The organism is Xanthomonas sp. LF07-6 (assembly GCF_034105445.1).
GTDB lineage: Bacteria > Pseudomonadota > Gammaproteobacteria > Xanthomonadales > Xanthomonadaceae > Xanthomonas_A > Xanthomonas_A sontii.
In genome coordinates this window covers 132,322-153,976 of the sequence record NZ_JAXGGI010000007.1, presented here as the reverse complement: position 1 = coordinate 153,976, position 21,655 = coordinate 132,322, and the positions used below count along the sequence as shown (strand labels likewise).

Below are 21,655 nucleotides of genomic sequence, written 5' to 3'. Positions count from 1 at the left end.
TCGCCAACCGCCTGCCCGCCGCCCGGCACGCCACGTCACACACGCCGCGCAGGCACAAAAAAAGACGGGCCTTGCGGCCCGTCTTCGTGTCACGCAAACAGCTCGATCAGAAGCGCTGGGTGTACTTCATGTACACGTAGCGACCGATGTCGAAGCCGCCGTAGTAGGCGAAGCTGCTGTCCGGGGCCGAGTACATCAGCGGACCGCGGTGGTCGAACACGTTGTTCGCACCAATGGCGATCGTCGCGTCCCACGGCGCCCTCCAGTTGACCTGCAGGTCGTGGAAGGTGTTGGCACCGGTGTGACGCAGCGGATCGGCTTCGCCATTGGCAAAGTGGTCCGGCGCATCGCAGTAGTCAGCGGCGCGCGAGATGCACTTTTCCTTCATGCCGGAGTAGTAGCGCAGGGTGTAGTTCACACCGAAGTCGCCCATCGTCCAGTTCACGCCCAGGTTGGAACGCACGCGGAAGATGCCCGGAGTACCGACACTGCCGATGGTGATGTTGTCGCCCGCGGCGTTCTGGCCGGCTTCGTCGTACTTGCTGACGTAGCTGGTCTGCCAGTCGATCATGATCTTGCCGAACGCCATTTCCGGCAGACGGTAGCGGATGCCCAGATCGTAGCCTTCGGTCTCCATCTGGCCGAGGTTGGCCACACCGTAGGTCATTGCCGAGATGTGGCCGTCGGCGGCGCGGGTCACGCCGGCGCAGCGCTCGGCATTGCCCAGCACGTAGCAGTCGCGCAGGATGCGGTCGACGCTATCGGCGATGATCATGTCCTTGATCTCGTAGCGGTACCAATCCAGCGAGATGTCCAGGCCCTGCACCCAGCGCGGGCTCCACACCAGACCGGCGGTCTTGCTGGTGGAGGTCTCCGGACGCAGGTTCGGGTTGGAGCCGCTGATGAACTCGTCCGGGGTCTGGCAAGGAAGGGTCGAACACGGCACGTAGCCCTGGCCCAGCTGGGTGTAGCCGACCGGCACGCCGGCCGCGCTGCACGCCGCATTGCCGTTGACGCTGTTCGGCGCACCCACGCCGCACGGATCGATGTACGACTCGAAGCTGCTGTTCAGGCCGCCGTACAGATCGCTGATCGTCGGGGCGCGGAAGCCCTCGGCGTAGGTGCCACGGACCAGCAACTCGTCGATCGGCTTCCAGGTGAAGCCGAACTTGGAGTTCACCGTGTCGCCGAAGTTGCTGTAGTCGGAGTAGCGGCTGGCCAGGTTCAGGGTCAGCTGCTTGGCGAACGCCATGTCGGCCAGGATCGGCACGTTCAACTCGAGGTAGAACTCGTCCAGATCGTAGTTGCCGGAGGTGGTCTTGGCGCCCAGGCCGGTGCTCTCACCCGACTGCGCGAAGGCGTCCGGCGAGAAGCGGCCTTCTTCCTTGCGGTGCTCGTAGCCGACCGCGATGCCGAGGTCGCCTGCCGGCAACGTCGCCAGGGTACCGCTCAGGTTGGCGGTGTAGCTGGTGGTCTTGGTCAGGCCGGTATCGGTGAAGTACGGGAACAGGAACGCCTGGGTGTCCGCATCGGCCAGCGAACCCGGGCCAGCCACGCCGTACGGCAGCAGCGGGTTCCACGGGCGGCAGGCGCTCAGCGACACCGGCGCGGCGGCGGTACCGCACTGGGCGACGCCATTGGCGTTGATGAAGGACGAACCCAGCGCCTGGCGCGCCGCGATCAGGCTCATGTCGCCGTGACCGGTCTTGGTGCTCTCGTTGCGGTTCCACAGCGCACCGACGTCCCAGTCCCAGCTCTTGTCGGCGAACTCGAAGGAGCCGCTGATGGTCGGCGCGAAGCGCGTGGTCTTCAGCTTGCTCTCGGTGGTACGCGGCACTTCCCAGAGGCGGCGGCGGAAGTCGATGTCCTGGCCGATCGGGTTGAACGCGCTGTCGCCGGCCAGCGGGGTGCCGAACGCGGCGGACTGGTACGGATAGCCGGCGATCTGCTGATCGGTGGTGCGCTCGTTGTAGAGCACGTCGGCGTTGAAGACGATCGAGTCGGTCAGGTCGTAGTTGGCGTTGGCGAACACCGACTTACGCTCGATGCCGGTCTGCACCATCATCTGCTGGTTGGAGTTGGCACGCTCGGCCGCCGTCAGCGGGTGGTAGTCGGCCGGATTGTTCGGGTTGCCGCCCTGGTTCAGCGTCTGCCACACAGCGACTTCCGGATCCGAGCAATCCACGGTCAGCGGGTTGCACCAGCTGCCGTTCTGGCTGATCGGACTCCAGCCGCTCGGCGTCGAGTTCGGGCCACGGCTGCCGTCGCGGCTGAACCAACGGTTCTTGGCGAACACCGGATCCTGCTTGGAATACTCGGCGGTCAGCGCCACGCCACCGCGCTCGCCCTGGGTGCCGATGGTGAAGGAGTACTGCGAGGTCTTGCCGTCGCCTTCGCCGAACTGGCCGAACTCGGCCGAGACTTCGGCGCCGTCGAAGCGCTTGCGGGTGATGACGTTGACCACGCCGGCAATGGCGTCGGAGCCGTAGATCGACGAGGCGCCGTCCTTCAGCACTTCGATGCGCTCGATCGCCGCCATCGGGACCTGGCTCAGGTCCTGCAGGCCGGAGGTGGTCGCGCCCAGGCGCTTGCCGTTCAGCAGCACCAGGGTGCGCGCGGCACCGAGGTTGCGCAGGTCGACGTAGTAGCCGCCGACGTTTTCGCCGGAGGCCAGCGCATCGGCGCGCGAGATCGCCGGGGAACCGGCCGAGGTCAGGTTCTGCAGCACGTCGGCGACCGAGGTGTAGCCCTGGCGCTCCAGCGCCTGGCGGTCCAGGGTCAGGATCGGCTGCTGGGTTTCGACGTCGGCGCTACGGATGCGCGAACCGGTGATTTCGATCCGGTCCAGCGTGGTGGTGGACGAGGCGGCGGCTTCTTGCGCGCCGGCAATCGCCGGCGTCAACGCGATCGCGATGCTGGCGGGCAGCAAGCCCAGCCGCACTGCGGGAGTGCGAAGGTTCATCAATCTCTCCAGGGTAACGTTAGGGGCGTGTTAAGACGCCCTCGGCACGTTACGTTCCGGTGAGCGCGGCTGCTTTGCCGCTGTCGCCTGCAGACTTTGCCGATTCTGGCGGCACGGTGCTGCCATGGCGATATTGCGAGGCGGAGACACCGAAGCGTGCGCGGAACGCCCGCGCGAAGCTGCAGCAGTTGTCGAATCCGCTGGCGGCGGCCACCTCGCCGATCATCATGGTGGTGTCGCGCAACAGGTCCGCCGCGCGCTCCAGGCGCAGGCGCGCCGACAACGCCTGCGGGCTTTCCTCGTACAGGCTCTGGAACGTCTTGGACAGGTACCAGCCGGAGAAGTTGGTCAGCTCGGCCAGTTCGCTGATCCGCACCACGCGGTCGCGATGGCCGTCCAGATACAGCCGCGCACGCTGCATGCGCCCGAACACCTGGCGCTTGCGCATCCGCGAGCGCCCGGGACAACGCTGCACGCGGCGCGACAACTCGCCCTGCATGGAGGCCAGATGCAGCAGCACCGGCCGCATCGCCAACGCATCGCCGGGCCGCGCCGCCGCCTGTCGCCACAGGCGCAAGGCGGTCCGCGTCTCGCGCAGCGACAACTCGCCGCGCCCCGCATACAAGGTCTCGTCGGCCATCCGGCCCAAGGCCTTCAGCGCCTCGCCATCCAGGCTCAGCCCGATGCACAGGCCGTCGCGGTCGGTCTGCAGCATCGGCCGCGAGTCGCGTTCGAAGGCCAGCCACTGGCCGCGGCGCAGGGCGAAACGCCCCTCCTTGGCCTCGATCCAGGCGCTGCCACGCAACTGCAGCCAGACCGTGAAGGCATTCGCCGAGGCCTGCACGCTGGCCAGGCGCGCCGCGCCCAGGCAGGCCGGACCCGCCGGCGCGTCGTCGGCGTCCAGCACCAGTTGTTGTCCATGATCGACCAGGAAAGATTGCCGCATCCGAGCACCTGCTTGACGTAAACCGGTGCGCAGTCTTTGCCGAATGTGGCGGCAGGTCAGGACGTCTTGGCGATAGTTGTCCGAAATCGCCACGACGCCCTTACGAACAACTTACGAAGCCTATTTTTCCTTCCGGATCAGCCAGTTGTGCGAGATGGTCGAGAACCATTCCGGCTGCTCGTGCACGCGCATGAAGCCGATCTCGCTGCCATCCTCGACCGCCAGTGCCACATAGGCGTCGCCACTGCGCGGATCGATGCTGAAGCCGTTGACCGCACTGAAGTGGTCGCGGTCCAGGCACACGCTTGCAGCGAGGCCACCGTCGATCCGCGCCATGCGGCTGGCGCATTCGCCGGTCTGGAACAGGTAATGCACCGCACCCTCGGGGCCCAGCGCCCAGCTGCGGTAGCGCCACAGCGATGGCAGACTGTCGTCCACGACACGCACGCTGGCCAAGTCCAGGCTGGCATCGACGCGCCACAGGCCGCTGCGCGCGAGCCGGGTGAACAGGATCTCCCCAGTGGCGGGATCAGCGCGGACCTGGGAAACATCCGGCAAGGTCGCCAAGGGCCGCCAGGGCACCGCGCGCCGGTCGTACAACTGCAGGCGGGTGCGGCCGTTCTCGCCCAGCAGGACCAGCAGTTGACCAGGTTCGGCGGTGTACAACGCCTGCAGCGGCTCGCCGGCCGGCACCGGCAAGGCCGCCACACTGCCGGATTGCGGCCGGACCTCATAGATCGCCGAATGCCCCTGCGCATCGCGGCCGCTGACCAGCAGCGCCTGGCTGTCGGCCGACCACGCCAGGGGCTGCCGGGTCTCCGGCCGCACGCCCTCGATCAGCCGCAACGAGGTCGGCTGGCGCACATCGCCCCACCACAGCGCGTAGCTGCCGTCGCGATCGGAGGTGAAGGCGAGTTGGCGCCCGTCGGGCGCGATGCTCGGCTGGCCGTCGCGGCCGGTGGACGCGAACAGCCGCTGGCGCTCGCGCGACACATCCGCCGCTCCCGCCCGGATGCGGTACACGGCGAACTGCGGACGCCGGTGCACGAACGCCAGGCTGCCGCCGTCGCGCGCCAGCCGCGGCGCCTGCGCATCGCTCAACCCCAGGTCGCGCAGGCGCCGGGTCTGCGTGTCCAGCCGGTACAGCCGGGTCTCGCCATCGACGCGGCGCCCGAACACGATGCCCTGCCCGTCGCGCGCCCAGTCCCAGCCGCGGATCTCGGCGAATTCGTGGGTCAACGGCTCGGCGGTGCCGCCGGCCGCTGGCATCCGCCACAGCCCGCCCATCTGCGGATTGCGCACGAAGGCGATCCATTTGCCGTCCGGCGAGTAGCGCGGCGCGTAATCGAAATCGCCGGCGGCGACCGGATAATCCAGCGCCGTCCAGCGCCCGCTGCCCAGATCCAGCACGCGGATGCCGCGCGCCGGCTGACGCCCGTTCATGCTGCCGAACACCAGGCCGCGGCCATCCGGCGTCCAGTCGAAGCTGAGCAATTCGCTGTCGTCGCAACGCGCAACTTCGCGCGCGGGCGTGCGCCCGTCGGCCTGCACCAGCATCACCCGGCACTGGCGGTCGGCACCGAGTCGAGCGAAGGCGATGTGCGTGCCGTCGGGCGACCAGGCGGGCAGGCGGTCGGAGGCGCCGCGGGCCGGGACGCCCAGCGAGCGCGGGGGCGTACTGCCGGCGGCGCCGCTGGTCGGCTGGATGAGCAACTGGGTGCCGTCGCTGCCGGTGGCGCGTGCGGCATAGGCCACCTGCGCGCCATCCGGAGACAGCGCCGGCTCCAGCTTGAAGCCGGACATGGCGGTGATCAGCCGGTACGGCCGCTTGGGGCTGCCCAGCACGCGTTCCTGCTCGGCACTGTCGGCGGGCACGGCCTCGGGGCGTGCGAACCACCACCAGCAGGCCAGCGCCAGCACCAGCATCGCCGCCGCACCGGCGGCGGCGGCGAGCCATGACGGCGCGCGCCGCCGCGCCGCAGGGGCGATGGCCGGAACACGCGCCGCAGCCGTCTCCGCGGCGGCGTCCGTGTCCAGCGATGGAGCCGCCGCCGCGCCCGCCTCGGCCTCGACATCCGGCAAGGCCTGTATCGGTGCCACCAGGCGGTAGCCGGTCTTGGCCAGGGTCTCGATGTACACCGGCGCCTCGCCGCGCACGCCGGCCGCGAACGCCTTGCGCAATTGGGTGATGGCCTGCGTCACCACATCGTTGGTCGGTTGCGTGTCCGGCCAGACCTGCGCCAACAGCGCCTCGCGCTCCACCACCTGGCCCGGTTGCGCCAGCAACACCCGCAGCACACCCATCGCCTTGGGCGTGAGCCGTTGCGGCCGGCGCGCGCGCGGCGCATGCACTTCCCGCAAGGACAGCAGCACCAGACAATCGCCGACCTGCATCCGTTGCGGAAGCGTCGATGTGGCGGACGATGAAGAAGACATGGTGTTGGACAACGAGGAAAACGCCGTGACGGAAGTGTCGCAGATGCGGCGGCGACGCAGCCACGTGCGGCTCGCAGCGAGAGCCAAAGAGCAAACTCGGCAAAGCGAGGCAGCGGATGCCGCCAAGCACTGCATGTCACTGGATTCTACTCTAGTCATCGCCGCCGCTAGCCGCGACGACGCATTCAGGCTCTCTCTCCGCCGACGAAATTCACATAATCGCTCCATGACTGCGCGCCCCTGGGCGCGCTTTTTTTACGCGACGTTCACGTCTTCATGTGGCGTGTGACGCTGAGCCCAATCAATCGCGATACCACCAGGGCGATGTACATCACGCCGGCGAACTGTTCGATCATCACCAGCGCGCGGGCGAACGGCTGCACCGGCACGACATCGCTCAGGCCCACGCCCGAGAGCACGCTGAAGCTCAGATACAGCAATTCCATCCAGGTCCGCGGCGAGGCCGCGTCCACGGCCGCGGTGAAGCTGCCCGGCAGCCATTGCTGGCACACCGCGAAGACGAACGCGAAGGCCCAGGCCAGCAGCGTGAAGGTGGCGCCGGCCGCATAGAGCTCGTCGCGGGTGACCACGTGGTCCTGCAGCATGTAGGCGATCAGGCTGCCGGCGGTATAGAAGTACAGCAGGCTTTCCAGCAACTGCGCCCAGGCGGTCATCGCCGGGTTGCCGAGCAGCGCCGCGGCGATCGACAGCGCCACCGACGGCAGCGCCAGGCAACAGGCGATCCATAGCGCCGAGGGTCCGCGGTTGACCACCCACAACGCCAGCGCCAGCACCACGATGCCGAAAGCGCCGAACAGCGCGCGCCCGGCCGCGGTGTCCTCCATCCAGGGATACAGCAGCACGCCCAGCAGTTGCACCGCGAGCAACAGCGCGGACGGATGGCGACGCAGCGCGAACGCATAGCGCAGCATGAGACATTCCCTGTGGCGACCAGCGCGCATCATAGACGCGCGCGTGGATGACGCCGTCGTCATGATCGCGGCGCACGCCGCACCCCCACGCACGGCCAGGTCCATGTCGGCAGTAGCGGCGGCGCCCTGCGGCGCCGACCGCCGTGCGCTCACTCGGCGCGGTACACCTGCGCGCCAGCCGCCAGGAACTGCGCCGACTTCTCGGCCATGCCGGCCTGCAGCGCCGCTTCCGCTTCGACCCCGTGCTCGGCGGCGTAGTCGCGCACGTCCTGGGTGATCTTCATCGAACAGAAGTGCGGTCCGCACATCGAACAGAAATGCGCCAGCTTGTGCGCGTCCTTGGGCAGGGTCTCATCGTGGAACTCGCGCGCCTTCTCCGGATCCAGGCCGAGATGGAACTGGTCGTCCCAGCGGAACTCGAAGCGCGCCTTGGACAAGGCGTTGTCGCGCACCTGCGCGCCGGGATGGCCCTTGGCCAGGTCCGCGGCGTGCGCGGCGATCTTGTAGGCCATGATGCCGTCGCGCACGTCGGCGCGGTTGGGCAGGCCCAGATGCTCCTTCGGCGTGACGTAGCACAGCATCGCGGTGCCGAACCAGCCGATCATCGCCGCGCCGATCGCCGAGGTGATGTGGTCGTAGCCGGGCGCGATGTCGGTGGTCAGCGGCCCCAGCGTGTAGAACGGCGCCTCGCCGCACTCGCGCAGTTGCTTGTCCATGTTCTCCTTGATCAATTGCATCGGCACGTGGCCGGGGCCCTCGATCATGGTCTGCACGTCGTGCTTCCAGGCGAGCCTGGTCAGTTCGCCCAGCGTTTCCAGTTCGCCGAACTGGGCGGCGTCGTTGGCGTCGGCGATGCAACCCGGGCGCAAGCCGTCGCCCAGCGAAAAGGCCACGTCGTAGGCCTTCATGATCTCGCAGATATCCTCGAAGTGGGTGTAGAGGAAGTTCTCGCGATGATGCGCCAGGCACCACTTGGCCAGGATCGAGCCGCCGCGCGAGACGATGCCGGTGACGCGCTTGGCGGTCAGCGGGACGTAGCGCAGCAGCACGCCGGCATGGATGGTGAAGTAGTCCACGCCCTGTTCGGCCTGCTCGATCAGGGTGTCGCGAAAGATCTCCCAGGTCAGTTCCTCGGCGCGGCCATCCACCTTCTCCAGCGCCTGGTAGATCGGCACGGTGCCGATCGGCACCGGCGAGTTGCGCACGATCCATTCGCGGGTCTCGTGGATGTGCTTGCCGGTGGACAGGTCCATCACCGTGTCCCCGCCCCAGCGGATCGCCCACACCAGTTTCTCCACTTCCTCGGCGATGCCGGAACTGACCGCGCTGTTGCCGATGTTGGCGTTGATCTTGGTCAGGAAGTTGCGGCCGATGATCATCGGCTCGCTTTCCGGATGGTTGATGTTGCACGGCAGGATGGCGCGTCCGCGGGCGATCTCGTCACGCACGAACTCGGGCGTGATCTGCCGCGGGATGGCGGCGCCGAACGCTTCGCCGGGATGCTGCGCGCGCAGTTGCGCATCGCGCAGATCCTGCAGGCGCTGGTTCTCCCGAATCGCCACGAACTCCATTTCCGGGGTGACGATGCCGCGCCGTGCGTAATGCATCTGGGTGACGTTGGCGCCGTCGCGGGCGCGTCGCGGCAGACGCCTCGCCGGGAAGCGCACCGCCTGCAGGCGCGCATCGTCCTCGCGCGCGCGCCCGAACTGCGAACTGAGCCCGGCCAGCGCCACGCTGTCGCCGCGCTCGGCGATCCAGGCGGCGCGCAGCGGCGCCAGGCCGGCGCCGAGATCGATCCGTGCCTGCGGGTCGGTGTACGGCCCGGACGTGTCGTAGACGGTGACCGGGGCATTTGCCTCGCCGCCGAACACGGTGGGCGTGCGGGTCAGCGCGATCTCGCGCATCGGCACCTGCAGATCGGCGCGCGAGCCCTGCACGAAGATCTTGCGCGAACCGGGGATCGGGCGGGTCACCGCCGCGGACAAGGTGTCGGTCTGCTGCTGCAGCGGATTGGGTACGGCGTTCATCGGCGTTCGTCCTGGTTCAAGTGACCCGCAGGGGAAGCGGGACGGGTGCGAGCGGACTCGCATCTCGGACGAAGCGGCGGCGCGGGCCCGCCCCGGACGCGCACGCGCCCGCAGCGGACTTGCGAAGCTTCCCTACGCCGGTATCAACCGGATCAGGTTCGAAGGGACTGTCTCAACCGCGGCCTGCGCCGACGGTACCCCCGCTTCTGCGGCTATTAGACCCGTTTCCGCCGCTCGCCGCCAACCGATGCGGCTGAACGCCGGCACAGCCGCCGCGCGCATGTGTCAGCACCGCCACACGCGGCGGCGCCGGCGACAAACCGCGGCCACGTGGCCGGCCTAGCCTGCGCGCACAAGAATCAGAGCTCTCTCTCATCGCCGCCGGCACTGCCGGCGGCATTTTTGTGCCAACGCGCGCGCCGGCTCATTCCAGCATGTAGGCCACGCGCAAGCCGCCCCAGTGGCGCCCGCGGACATGCACCGGCACCGACAGGTCGAACAGGATCTGCCCGGTATCGCGCCGATACACCTGCAGCAGATAGGGCTCGGTGTGGCGGCCGACATTGCGGCCGACCCGGTCGGCGAAGATGCGCTTGCTGCGGTTGCCGATCAGGTCGCGCGCGCGGTCGCCACTGAGCGGCTGGCTGAAGCGCAGATTGTGGGTCGGCACGTAACCGTCGACGTTCGCGCAGATCGCGAACACGATCCACGGATGCGCGGCCAGCAGCGGCTCCTGCAGCGGCGGCAACAGCTCGTCGCACAACGCATCGAATGCGGTGCGGTACTTGGGCGGGTCGATGCCGGGGATCGGCACGTACTCGGTGGAGAACAGCGCCTCCTCGCCGATGCGCCCGCGCATCAGCGCTGCCTCGAAGGCCAGGCCGACGCTGACCGCAGCGGCCTGGGCCAGATCGCGCACGCGCGCATGCCGTGGCTGGCGCATCGGATCGGCGGGCAGCCGGAACAGATTCACGCAGTCGTGCAGGGTGTCGCTGCCCGCGGCCAGGTCGGCGCTGCGCTGCACCACCTGCGCGGCGTGCTGCAGATTGCTGCGGCTGAGTCCGACCACGTGCTCGATGGCACGGTCGATGCCGCCGATCTCTCCGCTCTGCGTGGCGATGCGGCCGGCCACCGCCTCCATCGCCGCACTGGCGCGGCCGAGCAACGCGCCGATGCCGCCCAGCACCTGCTCGGTGCGCTGCGCCGAGGCCGCACTGTCCTGCAGGGCGGTGCCGGTCTCGCCGATGATGCTGCGCACGTCGCGTGCCGCGGTGGCAGCGCGTTCGGCGAGTTGCCGGATTTCGGTGGCGACCACCGCGAAACCGCGCCCGGCCGGGCCGGCATGCACTGCTTCGATGCTGGCGTTGATCGAGAGGATGTTGGTCTGGAACGCGACCGCATCGATCACCTCGATGACCTGGTTGGCGCGCGCCGAACGCCGCGCCACCTCCTGCATCGCCTGGCCGAGGATGCGCGCCGCCTCCACACCCTGGCGGGCGCTGTCGTCTGCGCTGGCCGCCACCGCGATCACCGCGCGCAGGTCGCGATCCATCTCGTGCAGGCTCTGCAGCAATTGCCGGGTGGTGGCGAGCACCGTCTGCAGCGCATCGAGCTGGGTCTGCGATTGCCGCGCCAGTTCGTCGTTCTCGGCGACCACGTGCGGCACGTCGGCGGCGATCTGCAGCGATAGCGCCACCGCCTGGCGGATCGCCTCGGCCAGGTTGCCGAAACCGGCCGACAGGCGCCGCCCCGGCATCGCCTCGGCCTCCTGCGCCGACAGCGGCGTGTGCAGCCCCAGATCCAGATCGCAGCCGGTCAGCCGCTCGCCGACCCGATCGAGCAGCGCCTGCGCCGTCACGCCCTCCTGGATCCGCTGCGCCACCGCCTGCAGCGCCGGGCTGGTCGCACCCTGCGGCTGGCCCTCGGCGAGCAGCGCGACGTCGCGCAACAGTGCCGCGGTTTCCGGATGCGGCAGCGACAGCAGCCAGCCTTGACCGCCACGATCGCGGTCGCGCTGGTAGCGCACGCGGCGCGCGGGATCGCCCCCCGGCGCCTGCCAACTGCCTTCGCTGTCGACCAGGGCGGACAGCGGCAAGCCCCAGACCGCCTCGCTGGCGGCGCCGAGCAGCGTTTCGGCCGAGACGCCCAGCAGGTCCAGGGCGGCACGGTTGGCGGCACTCACGCGACCGTCGGGCTCCAGCCGCAACAGCGCGATCGGGGCATCCGGCAAACCGGCAATGGGCGCGGCGTCGGCATCGGGACTGCGTGAGAACAAGGCCATCGGCGTCTTCCTCAGTGCTGCGGCCATGGTATCGGCTCCTGCCGCGTCCTCGCAGCGACACACGCTCCAACCGGGATCACCATCATGCAAGGGATGCGCATCGGCAGACCTGCCGACGACACGACCATGACGTCGTCTTCGCGAACATGGGGCCATCGCAACGCCCGACCGCTCCTGGATTTGGCGCCAAACGTTCGATGTGGCGCGACCGTGCAGTGCACCGGCACTGCGACGCGGCAGGCCACACGCCATGGGCGCGACGCGACGCCGGTGCAGACCCGCTGCGTCGTCTCCCCGCCCGTTTGCCGTGGGTCGGTCTGACGGCCGTAGCGCCTCTCATCCGTTCCACGACTGGAGACACGCCCCCATGGTGTTTCGCATTTCCATCGCCTTGGTGGCGCTGCTGGTCCTGATCGCCGGCGTTGCCCCCGGCCCCTTCAATGACGTGGTGCAGACCGCGCTGACGGACGTGATCCGCAGTGCCGGCTGGCTGTACCTGCTGATCGTGTTCCTGACCCTGAGCTTCCTGCTGTACCTGGCGTTCGGCCGCTTCGGCAACCTGCGGATCGGCGGCGAAGACGCCGAGCCGGATTTCTCGCGCGGGAGCTGGCTGTCGATGTTGTTCGCCGCCGGCATGGGCATCGGCCTGGTGTTCTGGGGTGCGGCCGAGCCGATCTCGCATTTCCTCAAACCGCCGGAAGGGCTGGCGCCGGAGAGCATGCAGGCGGCACGCGCATCGATGCGCTACGCCTTCTTCCACTGGGGCCTGCATCCCTGGGCGGTGTATGCGCTGATCGGGCTGGCGATGGCCTGGTTCCAGTACAACCGCAACGGCCGCGGGCTGATCAGCGACATCCTGCAGCCGGTCATCGGCCGCCATCACCGCGGCTGGATCGGGCAGTGCGTAAACATCGCCGCGGTGGTGGCCACCGCGGTCGGCGTGGCGACCACCCTGGGCTTCGGCACCATCCAGATCGCCGCCGGCGTGCAGCGCGTGTTCGGCGTGCACGCCGGGGTGCCGTTGCAGTTGACGGTGATCGGCGTGGCCTTCGTGCTGTACATGCTGTCCACCAGCACCGGTGTGGAACGCGGCATCAAGTGGCTGTCCAACATCAACCTGGCGCTGGCGGCACTGCTGCTGGCCGCGGTGCTGGTGCTCGGCCCCACCGGCTTCATCTTCGACACCTTCACCACCACGCTGGGCGCCTACCTCAATCAACTGGTGACGATGAGCCTGCGCATGTCGCCGTTCTCCGGCGACCGCTGGGTGGCCGACTGGACCATCTTCTACTGGGCCTGGTGGATCGCCTGGGCGCCATTCGTCGGCGCGTTCATCGCCCGCGTCTCGCGCGGCCGCAGCGTGCGCGAATTCGTCGTCGGCGTGGTGCTGGCGCCGACCCTGCTCGGCTTCCTGTGGTTCTCGGTGTTCGGCGGCACCGCGCTGTGGTCGCAGCTGTTCGGCCACGTGGACATGCTGCAGGCGCTGCACAACGGCTACGAGACGGTGCTGTTCACCCTGTTCGACAGCCTGCCGGGGTCGCTGCTGCTGTCGAGCGTGGCGTTGTTGCTGCTGATGATCTTCTTCGTCAGTTCCGCCGATTCGGCGGTGCTGGTGCTGGCCAGCATGTCCACCGACGAGGCCGGCGACCCGCCGCTGGCGCGCAAGCTGGTGTGGGGCGTGGCGGTGGCGCTGATCGCCGCGGTGCTGTTGCTGGCCGGCGGCCTGGATGCGCTGCAGGGCGTGATCACCATCGCGGCGCTGCCGTTCGCCTTGCTGATGGTGCTGGTGATCGTATCGCTGTACCGCGTGCTCGATGCCGAGTCCAACCGCCAACGCCGCCAGGCGCAACGCGCCAGGCACATGATCGAGGCCTGGATCGCGCGCGAACAGGCGGCGCGGGACGACGCAGACGCGGCGGCGCCCCGCGCACAGGAATGAACGCCGCCGCGCGCGGCGTCCCTCAATAACCGGCAGCCTGCCCGTCCTTGCGGCTCTCCGAGGCGCCGTAGTACACGCCGCTGTCCGGGTCGCGCGCGATGGCCTGGTAACCGCCGTACGGCCCGTCGGCGAAGATCACCCGATGGCCCTTGCGCATCAGTTCGCGGATGGTGTCGTAGGCGAAGCCGGTTTCCAGGTTCAGCTCGCCGCCGTCGCGCATCGGCGTGGCCTGCCCGGTCGGCTCGGCGGAGCCATCGTGCTGGATCCGCGGCGCGTCGCCGGCCTCCTGCAGGTTCATGTGGAAATCGATCAGGTTCATCAGGATCTGCACGTGGCCCTGCGGCTGCATCGCCCCGCCCATCACCCCGAAGCTCAGCCACGGCTTGCCGTCCTTGGTCACGAACGCGGGGATGATGGTCTGGAACGGACGCTTGCCCGGCGCGTAGCCGTTGGGATGGTCCTTCTGCAGCACGAACATCTCGCCGCGGTCCTGCAGGATGAAGCCCAGCCCCGGCGGCGCCATGCCGCTGCCCATGCCGCGGTAGTTGGACTGGATCAGCGACACCATCATGCCGTCGGCATCGGCGACGGTCAGGTAGATGGTGTCGCCCTCTTCCAACTGCTTCGGCGTGCCCGGCTGCACTTCCTTCAGCGCGCGGTCCATCGAGATCAGCGCGCGCCGCTGCGCGGCGTAGTCCTTGGAGATCAGCCGCGCCAGCGGCGCCGGCTGGAACGCCGGGTCGGCGTAGAAGCGCGCACGATCGGCGAAGGCCAGCTTCTTCGCTTCGGTGAACAGGTGCACGTGCTCGGCCGAGCCGAACGGGATCTTGGAGAAGTCGTAGCCCTCCAGGATGTTAAGCATCTGCAGCGCGGCGATGCCCTGGCTGTTGGGCGGCAGTTCCCACACGTCGTAGCCGCGGTAGTTGGTGGACACCGGCTCGACCCATTCGCCGTGGTGGCTGGCCAGATCCTCGTAGCGCAGGAAGCCGCCGTTGGCCTTGAAGTAGGCATCGATGGTGCGCGCGATCGGGCCCTTGTAGAACGCGTCGCGGCCGCCGTCGGCGATCTGCTGCAGGGTGTCGGCCAGGTTCGGGTTCTTCCACAGCTCGCCCTTGCGCGGGGCGTGGCCGTCGATGGTGAACTGCTCCTTGAAGCCAGGGTACTGCGACAGCCGCGGCACCGAGCGATCCCAGTAGTAGGCGATGGTCTCGGCCACCGGATGGCCGTCGCGGGCGTAGCGGATCGCCGGCGCCAGGTTCTGCGCCATCGTCCTGCGCCCGAAACGTTCGTGCAGCGCGAACCAACCGTCGACCGCACCGGGCACCGAGACCGGCAGCGGACCGGTGGCCGGGATCTCCTTCAACCCGCGGCGCTGGAACTCGGCCAGGGTCAGCGCCTTCGGCGAACGGCCGGAGCCGTTGTAACCGTACAGCTTCTGCGTCTTCGGATCCCAGACGATGGCGAACAGGTCGCCACCGACGCCGTTGCCGGTCGGCTCCATCAGCCCCAGCGCGGCATTGGCGGCGATCGCCGCATCCACCGCCGAGCCGCCCTCACGCATGGTCTCCAGTGCGATCTGCGTGGCCAGCGGCTGCGAGGTGGCGGCCATGGCGTGCGGGGCGATCACTTCCGAGCGCGTGGCGAACGGCTGACCGGTGATGCGGTCGGCGGCCTGCGCCGGCACCGACGTCGCCAGTGCCAGCGCGAGCGCCAGGCGCGCCAGGGAAGGAAGCGAAACGGACATGCGCGGCTCTCCGGAGAACAGGGGACGCCCACCGTACCCGAGTGCGGCGGGTGCCGCCGCGCAGGCGCTCACATCGCGCCATCGCAAAGGCCGGATTTCCGCGCAATTGGCGCCATTCGTCGCCTGCTCCACCTCCGTTTCATGCGTAACCATGCAGTGCTGGCGCGGCTTTCGGCACATTCGCCCGCGGAGGCCCGCAACACAGTTGACAGTCGCGCAAAGCCCATGGTTATCTCGCTGCATGTTGCAGCGCCACACCCGCCCGAAGTCGACCCACCAGCCCGCCGCATTGCGCGCGGACGCTGCTGCGTCGCTCCTCGTACTCGTGCTTATTACCTCGCCCACAAGTGCGGGACGAACCGGCGTGTAAGCGACAAGCAGCCAGGATTCGATCAGACCCCGCACCGGCAACGGCGCGGGGTTTTTCGTTTCAGTGACCACGAATGCAAGACCCCTCTCCACTCCAACACCGTTCAAGGACATCCGCACAATGACCAGTTCCGCCCAGCCCACCACCAAGATCGCCATCGTCGGTTACGGCAGCCAGGGCCGCGCGCACGCGCTGAACCTGCGCGAGTCCGGCTTCGACGTCACCATCGGCCTGCGTGCCGGCGGCCCGACCGAAGCCAAGGCGCAGGCCGACGGCTTCGTGGTGAAGAGCCCCGCCGAGGCGGTCAAGGACGCCGACCTGGTCGCGGTGCTGACCCCGGACATGGTGCAGAAGAAGCTGTACGAAGAAGTGCTGGCGCCGAACATGAAGCAGGGCGCGTGCCTGCTGTTCGCGCACGGCCTGAACGTGCACTTCGACATGATCAAGCCGCGCGCCGACCTGGATGTGGTGCTGGTCGCGCCGAAGGGCCCGGGCGCGCTGGTGCGCCGCGAGTACGAGATCGGCCGCGGCGTGCCGTGCATCTGGGCGGTGTACCAGGACAAGAGCGGCAAGGCCGAGCAGTTCGCGCTGGAGTACGCCGCCGGCCTGGGCGGCGCGCGCGCCAACCTGATCAAGACCACCTTCAAGGAAGAGACCGAGACCGACCTGTTCGGCGAGCAGGCGGTGCTGTGCGGCGGCGCCTCGTCGCTGGTGCAGGCCGGCTTCGAAGTGCTGGTGGAAGCCGGCTACCAGCCGGAGATCGCCTACTACGAAGTGCTGCACGAACTGAAGCTGATCGTCGACCTGTTCTACGAAGGCGGCATCACCCGCATGCTCGAGTTCGTCTCCGAGACCGCGCAGTACGGCGACTACGTCAGCGGCCCGCGGGTGATCGACGCGGCCACCAAGGAGCGCATGCGCGACGTGCTGACCGACATCCAGAACGGCACCTTCACCAAGAACTGGGTGGCCGAATACGACGCCGGCCTGCCGAACTACAAGAAGTTCAAGCAGGCCGATCTGGACCATCCCATCGAAACGGTCGGCAAGCAGCTGCGCGCCAAGATGGTGTGGCTCAACGGCGACGCCGCTGCCGCACCGGCCGCCGGCGGCACCAAGGCCGCGTAATCCGCGGCTCCCCCACCCGCTTCCACCGAAAGGTCGCCACCGTATGAACTCCTCCGCTCACGGCACGCCCCGCAACGGCGCGCGCTGGCTGACGCAGGCCCTGGAAGCCGAAGGCGTGGACACGCTGTTCGGCTATCCGGGCGGCACCATCATGCCGTTCTACGACGCGCTGGTAGACAGCCAGCTCAAGCACATCCTGGTCCGCCACGAACAGGGCGCGGCGCTGGCCGCCAACGGCTACGCCCGCGCCAGCGGACGGGTCGGCGTGTGCGTCGCCACGTCCGGCCCGGGCGCGTCCAACCTGGTCACCGGCATCGCCGATGCGATGCTCGACTCGGTGCCGATGATCTGCCTGACCGGGCAGGTCGCCACGCCGCTGCTGGGCACCGACGCGTTCCAGGAGCTGGACGTGTTCGGCCTGACCCTGCCGATCGTCAAGCACAGCTTCCTGGTGCGGCACGTGGACGACCTGCCGCAGGTGCTGCGCGACGCGTTCCGCATCGCCCGCGAAGGGCGGCCGGGGCCGGTGCTGATCGACCTGCCCAAGGACGTGCAGCTGGCCGATGCCGCGCATCTGCCGGCGCACGTGCCGGCGGCGGTGCCGACCCCGCCGGCGCCGCAGGACGCGGTGCTGGCCGAGGCGCTGGCGGCGATCGCCGGCGCCGAGAAGCCGGTGATCTACGGCGGCGGCGGCATCGCCCTGGGCGATGCGGTGGACGCGTTCCGCGCGTTCGTCGAGGCCACCCGCATCCCCACCGTGCTGACCCTGCGCGGCCTGGGCGCATTGCCGCACGCGCATCCGCATTACCTGGGCATGCTCGGCATGCACGGCACCCGCGCCGCCAACATGGCGGTGCAGGAGTCGGATCTGCTGATCGTGGTCGGCGCGCGCTTCGACGACCGTGCCACCGGCAAGCTGGCCGAGTTCGCGCCGTTCGCACGGGTCATCCACCTGGACGCCGACGCCTGCGAGATCTCCAAGCTGCGCCAGGCCGACATCGCCGTGCCCGGCGACGTGGCGCAGGCGCTGCGTGCGCTGGCCGCGGCGACCAGCACCTGCGAGGCCTGGCACGCGCGCTGCGTCGGCCATCGCGAGAAGTTCGGCGCGCGCTACGACGCGCCCGGGCAGGACATCTATGCGCCCGGCCTGCTGAAGCGGCTGAGCGAACTGGCCCCGGCCGACACCGTGATCGCCTGCGACGTCGGCCAGCACCAGATGTGGGTCGCCCAGCACTGCCGCTTCAACCACCCGCGCAACCACCTGACCAGCGGCGCGCTGGGCACCATGGGCTTCGGCCTGCCGGCGGCGATGGGCGCGCAGTTCGCCTGCCCGGACCGCACCGTGGTGCTGGTCAGCGGCGACGGCAGTTTCATGATGAACGTGCAGGAGCTGGTCACCATCGCCCGCTGCAAGCTGCCGGTGAAGATCGTGCTGCTGGACAACAGCTCGCTGGGCATGGTGCGGCAATGGCAGGAACTGTTCTTCGCCGAGCGCTACAGCGAGATCGACCTCTCGGACAACCCGGATTTCGCCGCGCTGGCGCAGGTGTTCGGCATCCCGGCCAAGCGCATCACCGCGCGTGGCCAGGTCGACGACGCGCTGGCCGAGCTGCTGGCGCAGCCGGGCCCGGCGCTGCTGCACGTGGCCATCGACGCGCGCGCCAACGTGTGGCCGCTGGTGCCGCCGAATACCGCCAACAGCACCATGCTGGAAAGCAATCCCGCTGCCCAGCGCCAGGAGACGACACATGCGTTACCAGCTTGACCTGGTGCTGAAACCGATCGACGGCGCCCTGCTGCGCGCGATCGGCATGGCCGAACGCCGCGGCTTCGCGCCGATCTCGATCAGCGGCGCACCGGTGGCCGAGGACGCCGGCCGCTGGCACCTGCAACTGGTGGTGGACGGCAACCGCCCCGGCGAGACCTTGCGCCTGCAGATGGAGAAGGTCTACGACTGCGAATCGGTGCGCGTGACCGCGCTGGATGGGGTGGTATGAGGCGGTCGGGACCCGGGGCCCGGGACTCGGGACCCGTGGCGGTCGCCGCGGACGTCAGGCGCAGCGCGAGACGCGCGAAAGCCAGGACTGCGCGGAGGTGTCTTCTTCCACGGAGGTCTCTTCTCCGGGAACCCGCTTTTCCCGGGTCCCGGGTCCCGGGCCCCGGGTCCCGAGCGCATGTCTAACATCCCCGCCCCGCAGGACCCGGACGTAGGCCATGTCGCGGTCAGCGTGGCCGACGTACTGGCCGCGCAGGCGCGGCTGCGCCGCTATCTGCCGCCGACGCCGGTGCATTACGCCGAGCGCTTCGGCGTCTGGCTGAAACTGGAAAACCTGCAGCGCACCGGCTCCTACAAGGTCCGCGGCGCGCTCAATGCGCTGCTGGCCGGGCTGGAACGCGGCGACGAGCGCGCGGTGATCTGCGCCTCCGCCGGCAACCACGCGCAAGGCGTGGCCTGGGCCGCGCACCGCCTGGGCGTGCAGGCGATCACGGTGATGCCGCATGGCGCGCCGCAGACCAAGATCGCCGGCGTCGCGCACTGGGGCGCCACGGTGCGCCAGCACGGCAACAGCTACGACGAGGCCTTCGCCTTCGCCCGCGAGCTGGCCGAACAGAACGGCTACCGCTTCCTGTCCGCCTTCGACGACCCGGACGTGATCGCCGGCCAGGGCACCGTCGGCATCGAGCTGGCCGCGCACGCCCCGGACGTGGTGATCGTGCCGATCGGCGGCGGCGGCCTGGCCTCCGGCGTGGCCCTGGCGCTGCGCTCGCAGGGCGTGCGCGTGGTCGGCGCCCAGGTCGAAGGCGTGGACTCGATGGCGCGGGCGATCCGCGGCGACGTCCGCGCCGTGGATCCGGTGCCCACCCTGGCCGACGGCGTCAAGGTTAAAATCCCCGGGTTCATCACCCGCCGGCTGTGCGCCAGCCTGCTCGACGATGTGGTGATCGTGCGCGAGGCGGAACTGCGCGAAACGCTGGTCCGCCTGGCGCTGGAGGAGCACGTCATCGCCGAGGGCGCCGGCGCGCTGGCCCTGGCGGCCGGGCGCCGCGTCGCCGGCAAGCGCAAGTGCGCGGTGGTGTCCGGTGGCAACATCGACGCCGGCGTGCTGGCGACGCTGCTGTCGGAGGTGCGCCCGCGCCCGCCGCGCAAGCCGCGCCGCCGCAGCGCCGAGCGACTTCGTAGCCAACGTCCCGCCCCGCCCGCTCCTGCCCGCATCGCCGCGTCCCCGCATCCCCATCCGCAAGCCAACGCCGCCGTAGAGGAACCCATCTGGTGAACACTTCCGTTTCTTCCCAGACCCCCCGCATCCGCATTTTCGACACCACCCTGCGCGACGGCGAGCAATCCCCCGGCTGCAGCATGACCCCGCCGCAGAAGCTGGTGATGGCGCGCGCCCTGGCCGAGCTGGGCGTGGACATCATCGAGACCGGCTTCCCGGCCAGCTCGCAGTCCGACCGCGAGGCGATGGCGCTGATCGGCCGCGAAGTGCGCGGCCCGACCCTGGCGGTGCTGTCGCGCTGCCTGGCCGCCGACATCGAGACCTCGGCGCGGGCGCTGGAAGCGGCGGCCAATCCGCGCCTGCACGTGTTCCTGTCGACCAGCCCGCTGCACCGCGAGCACAAGCTGCGCATGACCCGCGAGCAGGTGCTGGAGTCGGTGCGCAAGCACGTCGCGCTGGCGCGCCAGTACGTGGACGACGTGGAGTTCTCGGCCGAGGACGCCACCCGCACCGAGGAGGATTTCCTGGCCGAGGTCGCCAGCGTGGCGATCGCCGCCGGCGCCACCACCATCAACCTGCCCGACACGGTCGGCTTCACCACCCCGGAAGAGATCCGCGGCATGTTCGCGCGGATCATCGCCAGCGTCCCCGGCGCCGACCGCGTGGTATTCAGCGCGCACTGCCACAACGACCTGGGCCTGGCCGTGGCCAACTCGCTGGCCGCGGTGGAAGGCGGCGCGCGGCAGGTGGAATGCGCCATCAACGGCATCGGCGAGCGCGCCGGCAACTGCGCGCTGGAAGAGATCGCGATGGCGCTGAAGGTGCGCAACGCGTTCTACGAACTGGACACCGCGATCCACACCCCGCGCATCGTCGCCACCTCGCAGTTGCTGCAGCGCCTGGTCGGCATGCCGGTGCAGCGCAACAAGGCGATCGTCGGCGGCAACGCCTTCGCCCACGAGTCGGGCATCCACCAGCACGGCATGCTGCGCCACCGCGGCACCTACGAGATCATGCGCCCGGAAGACGTGGGCTGGGAGTCCTCGCAGATGGTGCTGGGCCGCCACAGCGGCCGCGCCGCGGTCGAGCAGCGCCTGCGTGCGCTCGGCTACGTGCTGGACGAGGCCGAACTGAACATCGCCTTCGACGCGTTCAAGGCGCTGTGCGAACAGCAGCGCGTGGTCAACGACGCCGACCTGCAGGCGATGATGCAGGACGCGCCGGAGAGCCAGGGCTACCGCCTGTCGTCGATGACCGTCAGCGACCGCGGCCAGCGCGCCAGCGCGCAGGTCGAGCTGTCCGATCCGGACGGCCAGCGGGTCAGCGAGCGCGCCGAGGGCGACGGCCCGGTGGACGCGCTGTTCGCCGCACTGTCGGCCGCCACCGGCGTGCAGCTGGTACTGGACAGCTACCAGGTGCACAGCGTCGGCATCGGCGCCGACGCGCGCGGCGAGGCCAATCTCAGCGTGCGCCACGGCGAGGTCGAGTACGACGGCACCGGCACCAGCCGCGACATCATCGAGGCCAGCGCGCTGGCCTGGCTGGACGTGGCCAACCGCGTGCTGCGCCAGCGCCAGGGCGCGCCGGCCGCGGCCGACGCGCTGGCCTGAGCGGCCACAGCGCGGTCATCGTCCTCGTGCACGCTCGCCTTCGTTCCCCTTCCCCGCCCAGC

Annotated in this window: 13 protein-coding genes and 1 riboswitch; of the genes, 6 read left to right on the top strand and 7 right to left on the bottom strand. The window is 69.4% G+C overall.

The genetic code is table 11. The features are described from left to right. Positions 1-106: 106 nt before the first annotated feature. From SLW56_RS12950 to SLW56_RS12925, 6 genes are all read right to left on the bottom strand, one after another. Entirely contained in the window at positions 107-2,962 is a 2,856-nt protein-coding gene (locus SLW56_RS12950) for a TonB-dependent receptor (protein WP_320694954.1), read from the bottom strand. A gap of 49 nt (positions 2,963-3,011) precedes the next feature. Continuing rightward, on the bottom strand, positions 3,012-3,908 hold the full coding sequence (locus SLW56_RS12945; protein ID WP_026144680.1) for a helix-turn-helix transcriptional regulator: 897 nt from the start codon (positions 3,906-3,908) through the stop codon (positions 3,012-3,014). Between the two features lie 120 nt (positions 3,909-4,028). After that, positions 4,029-6,281 (bottom strand): winged helix-turn-helix domain-containing protein, encoded by a 2,253-nt coding sequence (locus SLW56_RS12940; RefSeq protein WP_295910205.1) that lies wholly within the window; start codon positions 6,279-6,281, stop codon positions 4,029-4,031. A 329-nt stretch (positions 6,282-6,610) separates the two neighbouring features. Continuing rightward, positions 6,611-7,276 (bottom strand): ion channel, encoded by a 666-nt coding sequence (locus tag SLW56_RS12935; protein WP_017910513.1) that lies wholly within the window; start codon positions 7,274-7,276, stop codon positions 6,611-6,613. 149 nt (positions 7,277-7,425) lie between these two features. Beyond that, positions 7,426-9,303 carry a phosphomethylpyrimidine synthase ThiC gene (thiC, locus tag SLW56_RS12930; protein ID WP_267084063.1) on the bottom strand — a complete coding sequence of 626 codons (1,878 nt, stop codon included), beginning with the start codon at positions 9,301-9,303 and terminating at the stop codon, positions 7,426-7,428. Between the two features lie 111 nt (positions 9,304-9,414). Further along, positions 9,415-9,515: riboswitch (TPP riboswitch) on the bottom strand. Positions 9,516-9,727: 212 nt separating this feature from the next. Further along, a complete protein-coding gene (locus tag SLW56_RS12925; RefSeq protein ID WP_267084221.1) occupies positions 9,728-11,584 on the bottom strand; it encodes a methyl-accepting chemotaxis protein in 1,857 nt (618 codons plus the stop codon). 367 nt (positions 11,585-11,951) lie between these two features. On the opposite strand from SLW56_RS12925, the gene SLW56_RS12920 reads away from it, so the two are divergent. Beyond that, entirely contained in the window at positions 11,952-13,523 is a 1,572-nt protein-coding gene (locus tag SLW56_RS12920) for a BCCT family transporter (RefSeq protein ID WP_017914891.1), read from the top strand. A 22-nt stretch (positions 13,524-13,545) separates the two neighbouring features. Here the strand turns inward: SLW56_RS12920 and ggt are convergent, their stop codons facing one another. Further along, a complete protein-coding gene (gene ggt / locus SLW56_RS12915) occupies positions 13,546-15,267 on the bottom strand; it encodes a gamma-glutamyltransferase (protein ID WP_295841082.1) in 1,722 nt (573 codons plus the stop codon). Positions 15,268-15,757: 490 nt separating this feature from the next. Between ggt and ilvC the strand changes: the two genes are divergently transcribed. The 5 genes from ilvC (at position 15,758) to SLW56_RS12890 (ending at position 21,593) form a co-directional block, all read left to right on the top strand. Continuing rightward, positions 15,758-16,765, top strand: a complete 1,008-nt coding sequence (gene ilvC, locus SLW56_RS12910; protein ID WP_010343386.1) for a ketol-acid reductoisomerase — start codon at positions 15,758-15,760, stop codon at positions 16,763-16,765. 43 nt (positions 16,766-16,808) lie between these two features. Continuing rightward, the gene (gene ilvG / locus SLW56_RS12905; RefSeq protein WP_017911171.1) at positions 16,809-18,530 is read left to right on the top strand and encodes an acetolactate synthase 2 catalytic subunit; all 1,722 of its coding nucleotides are present in this window, start codon (positions 16,809-16,811) and stop codon (positions 18,528-18,530) included. Beyond that, the gene (locus SLW56_RS12900) at positions 18,514-18,762 is read left to right on the top strand and encodes an ACT domain-containing protein (RefSeq protein ID WP_017910519.1); all 249 of its coding nucleotides are present in this window, start codon (positions 18,514-18,516) and stop codon (positions 18,760-18,762) included. Before ilvG ends, SLW56_RS12900 begins: the two co-directional genes overlap by 17 nt. 177 nt (positions 18,763-18,939) lie before the next feature. Further along, a complete protein-coding gene (locus SLW56_RS12895) occupies positions 18,940-20,040 on the top strand; it encodes a threonine dehydratase (protein WP_152235849.1) in 1,101 nt (366 codons plus the stop codon). After that, positions 20,037-21,593 carry a 2-isopropylmalate synthase gene (locus tag SLW56_RS12890; protein WP_026144683.1) on the top strand — a complete coding sequence of 519 codons (1,557 nt, stop codon included), beginning with the start codon at positions 20,037-20,039 and terminating at the stop codon, positions 21,591-21,593. The genes SLW56_RS12895 and SLW56_RS12890 overlap by 4 nt, the downstream gene beginning before the upstream one ends. Positions 21,594-21,655: the final 62 nt, after the last annotated feature.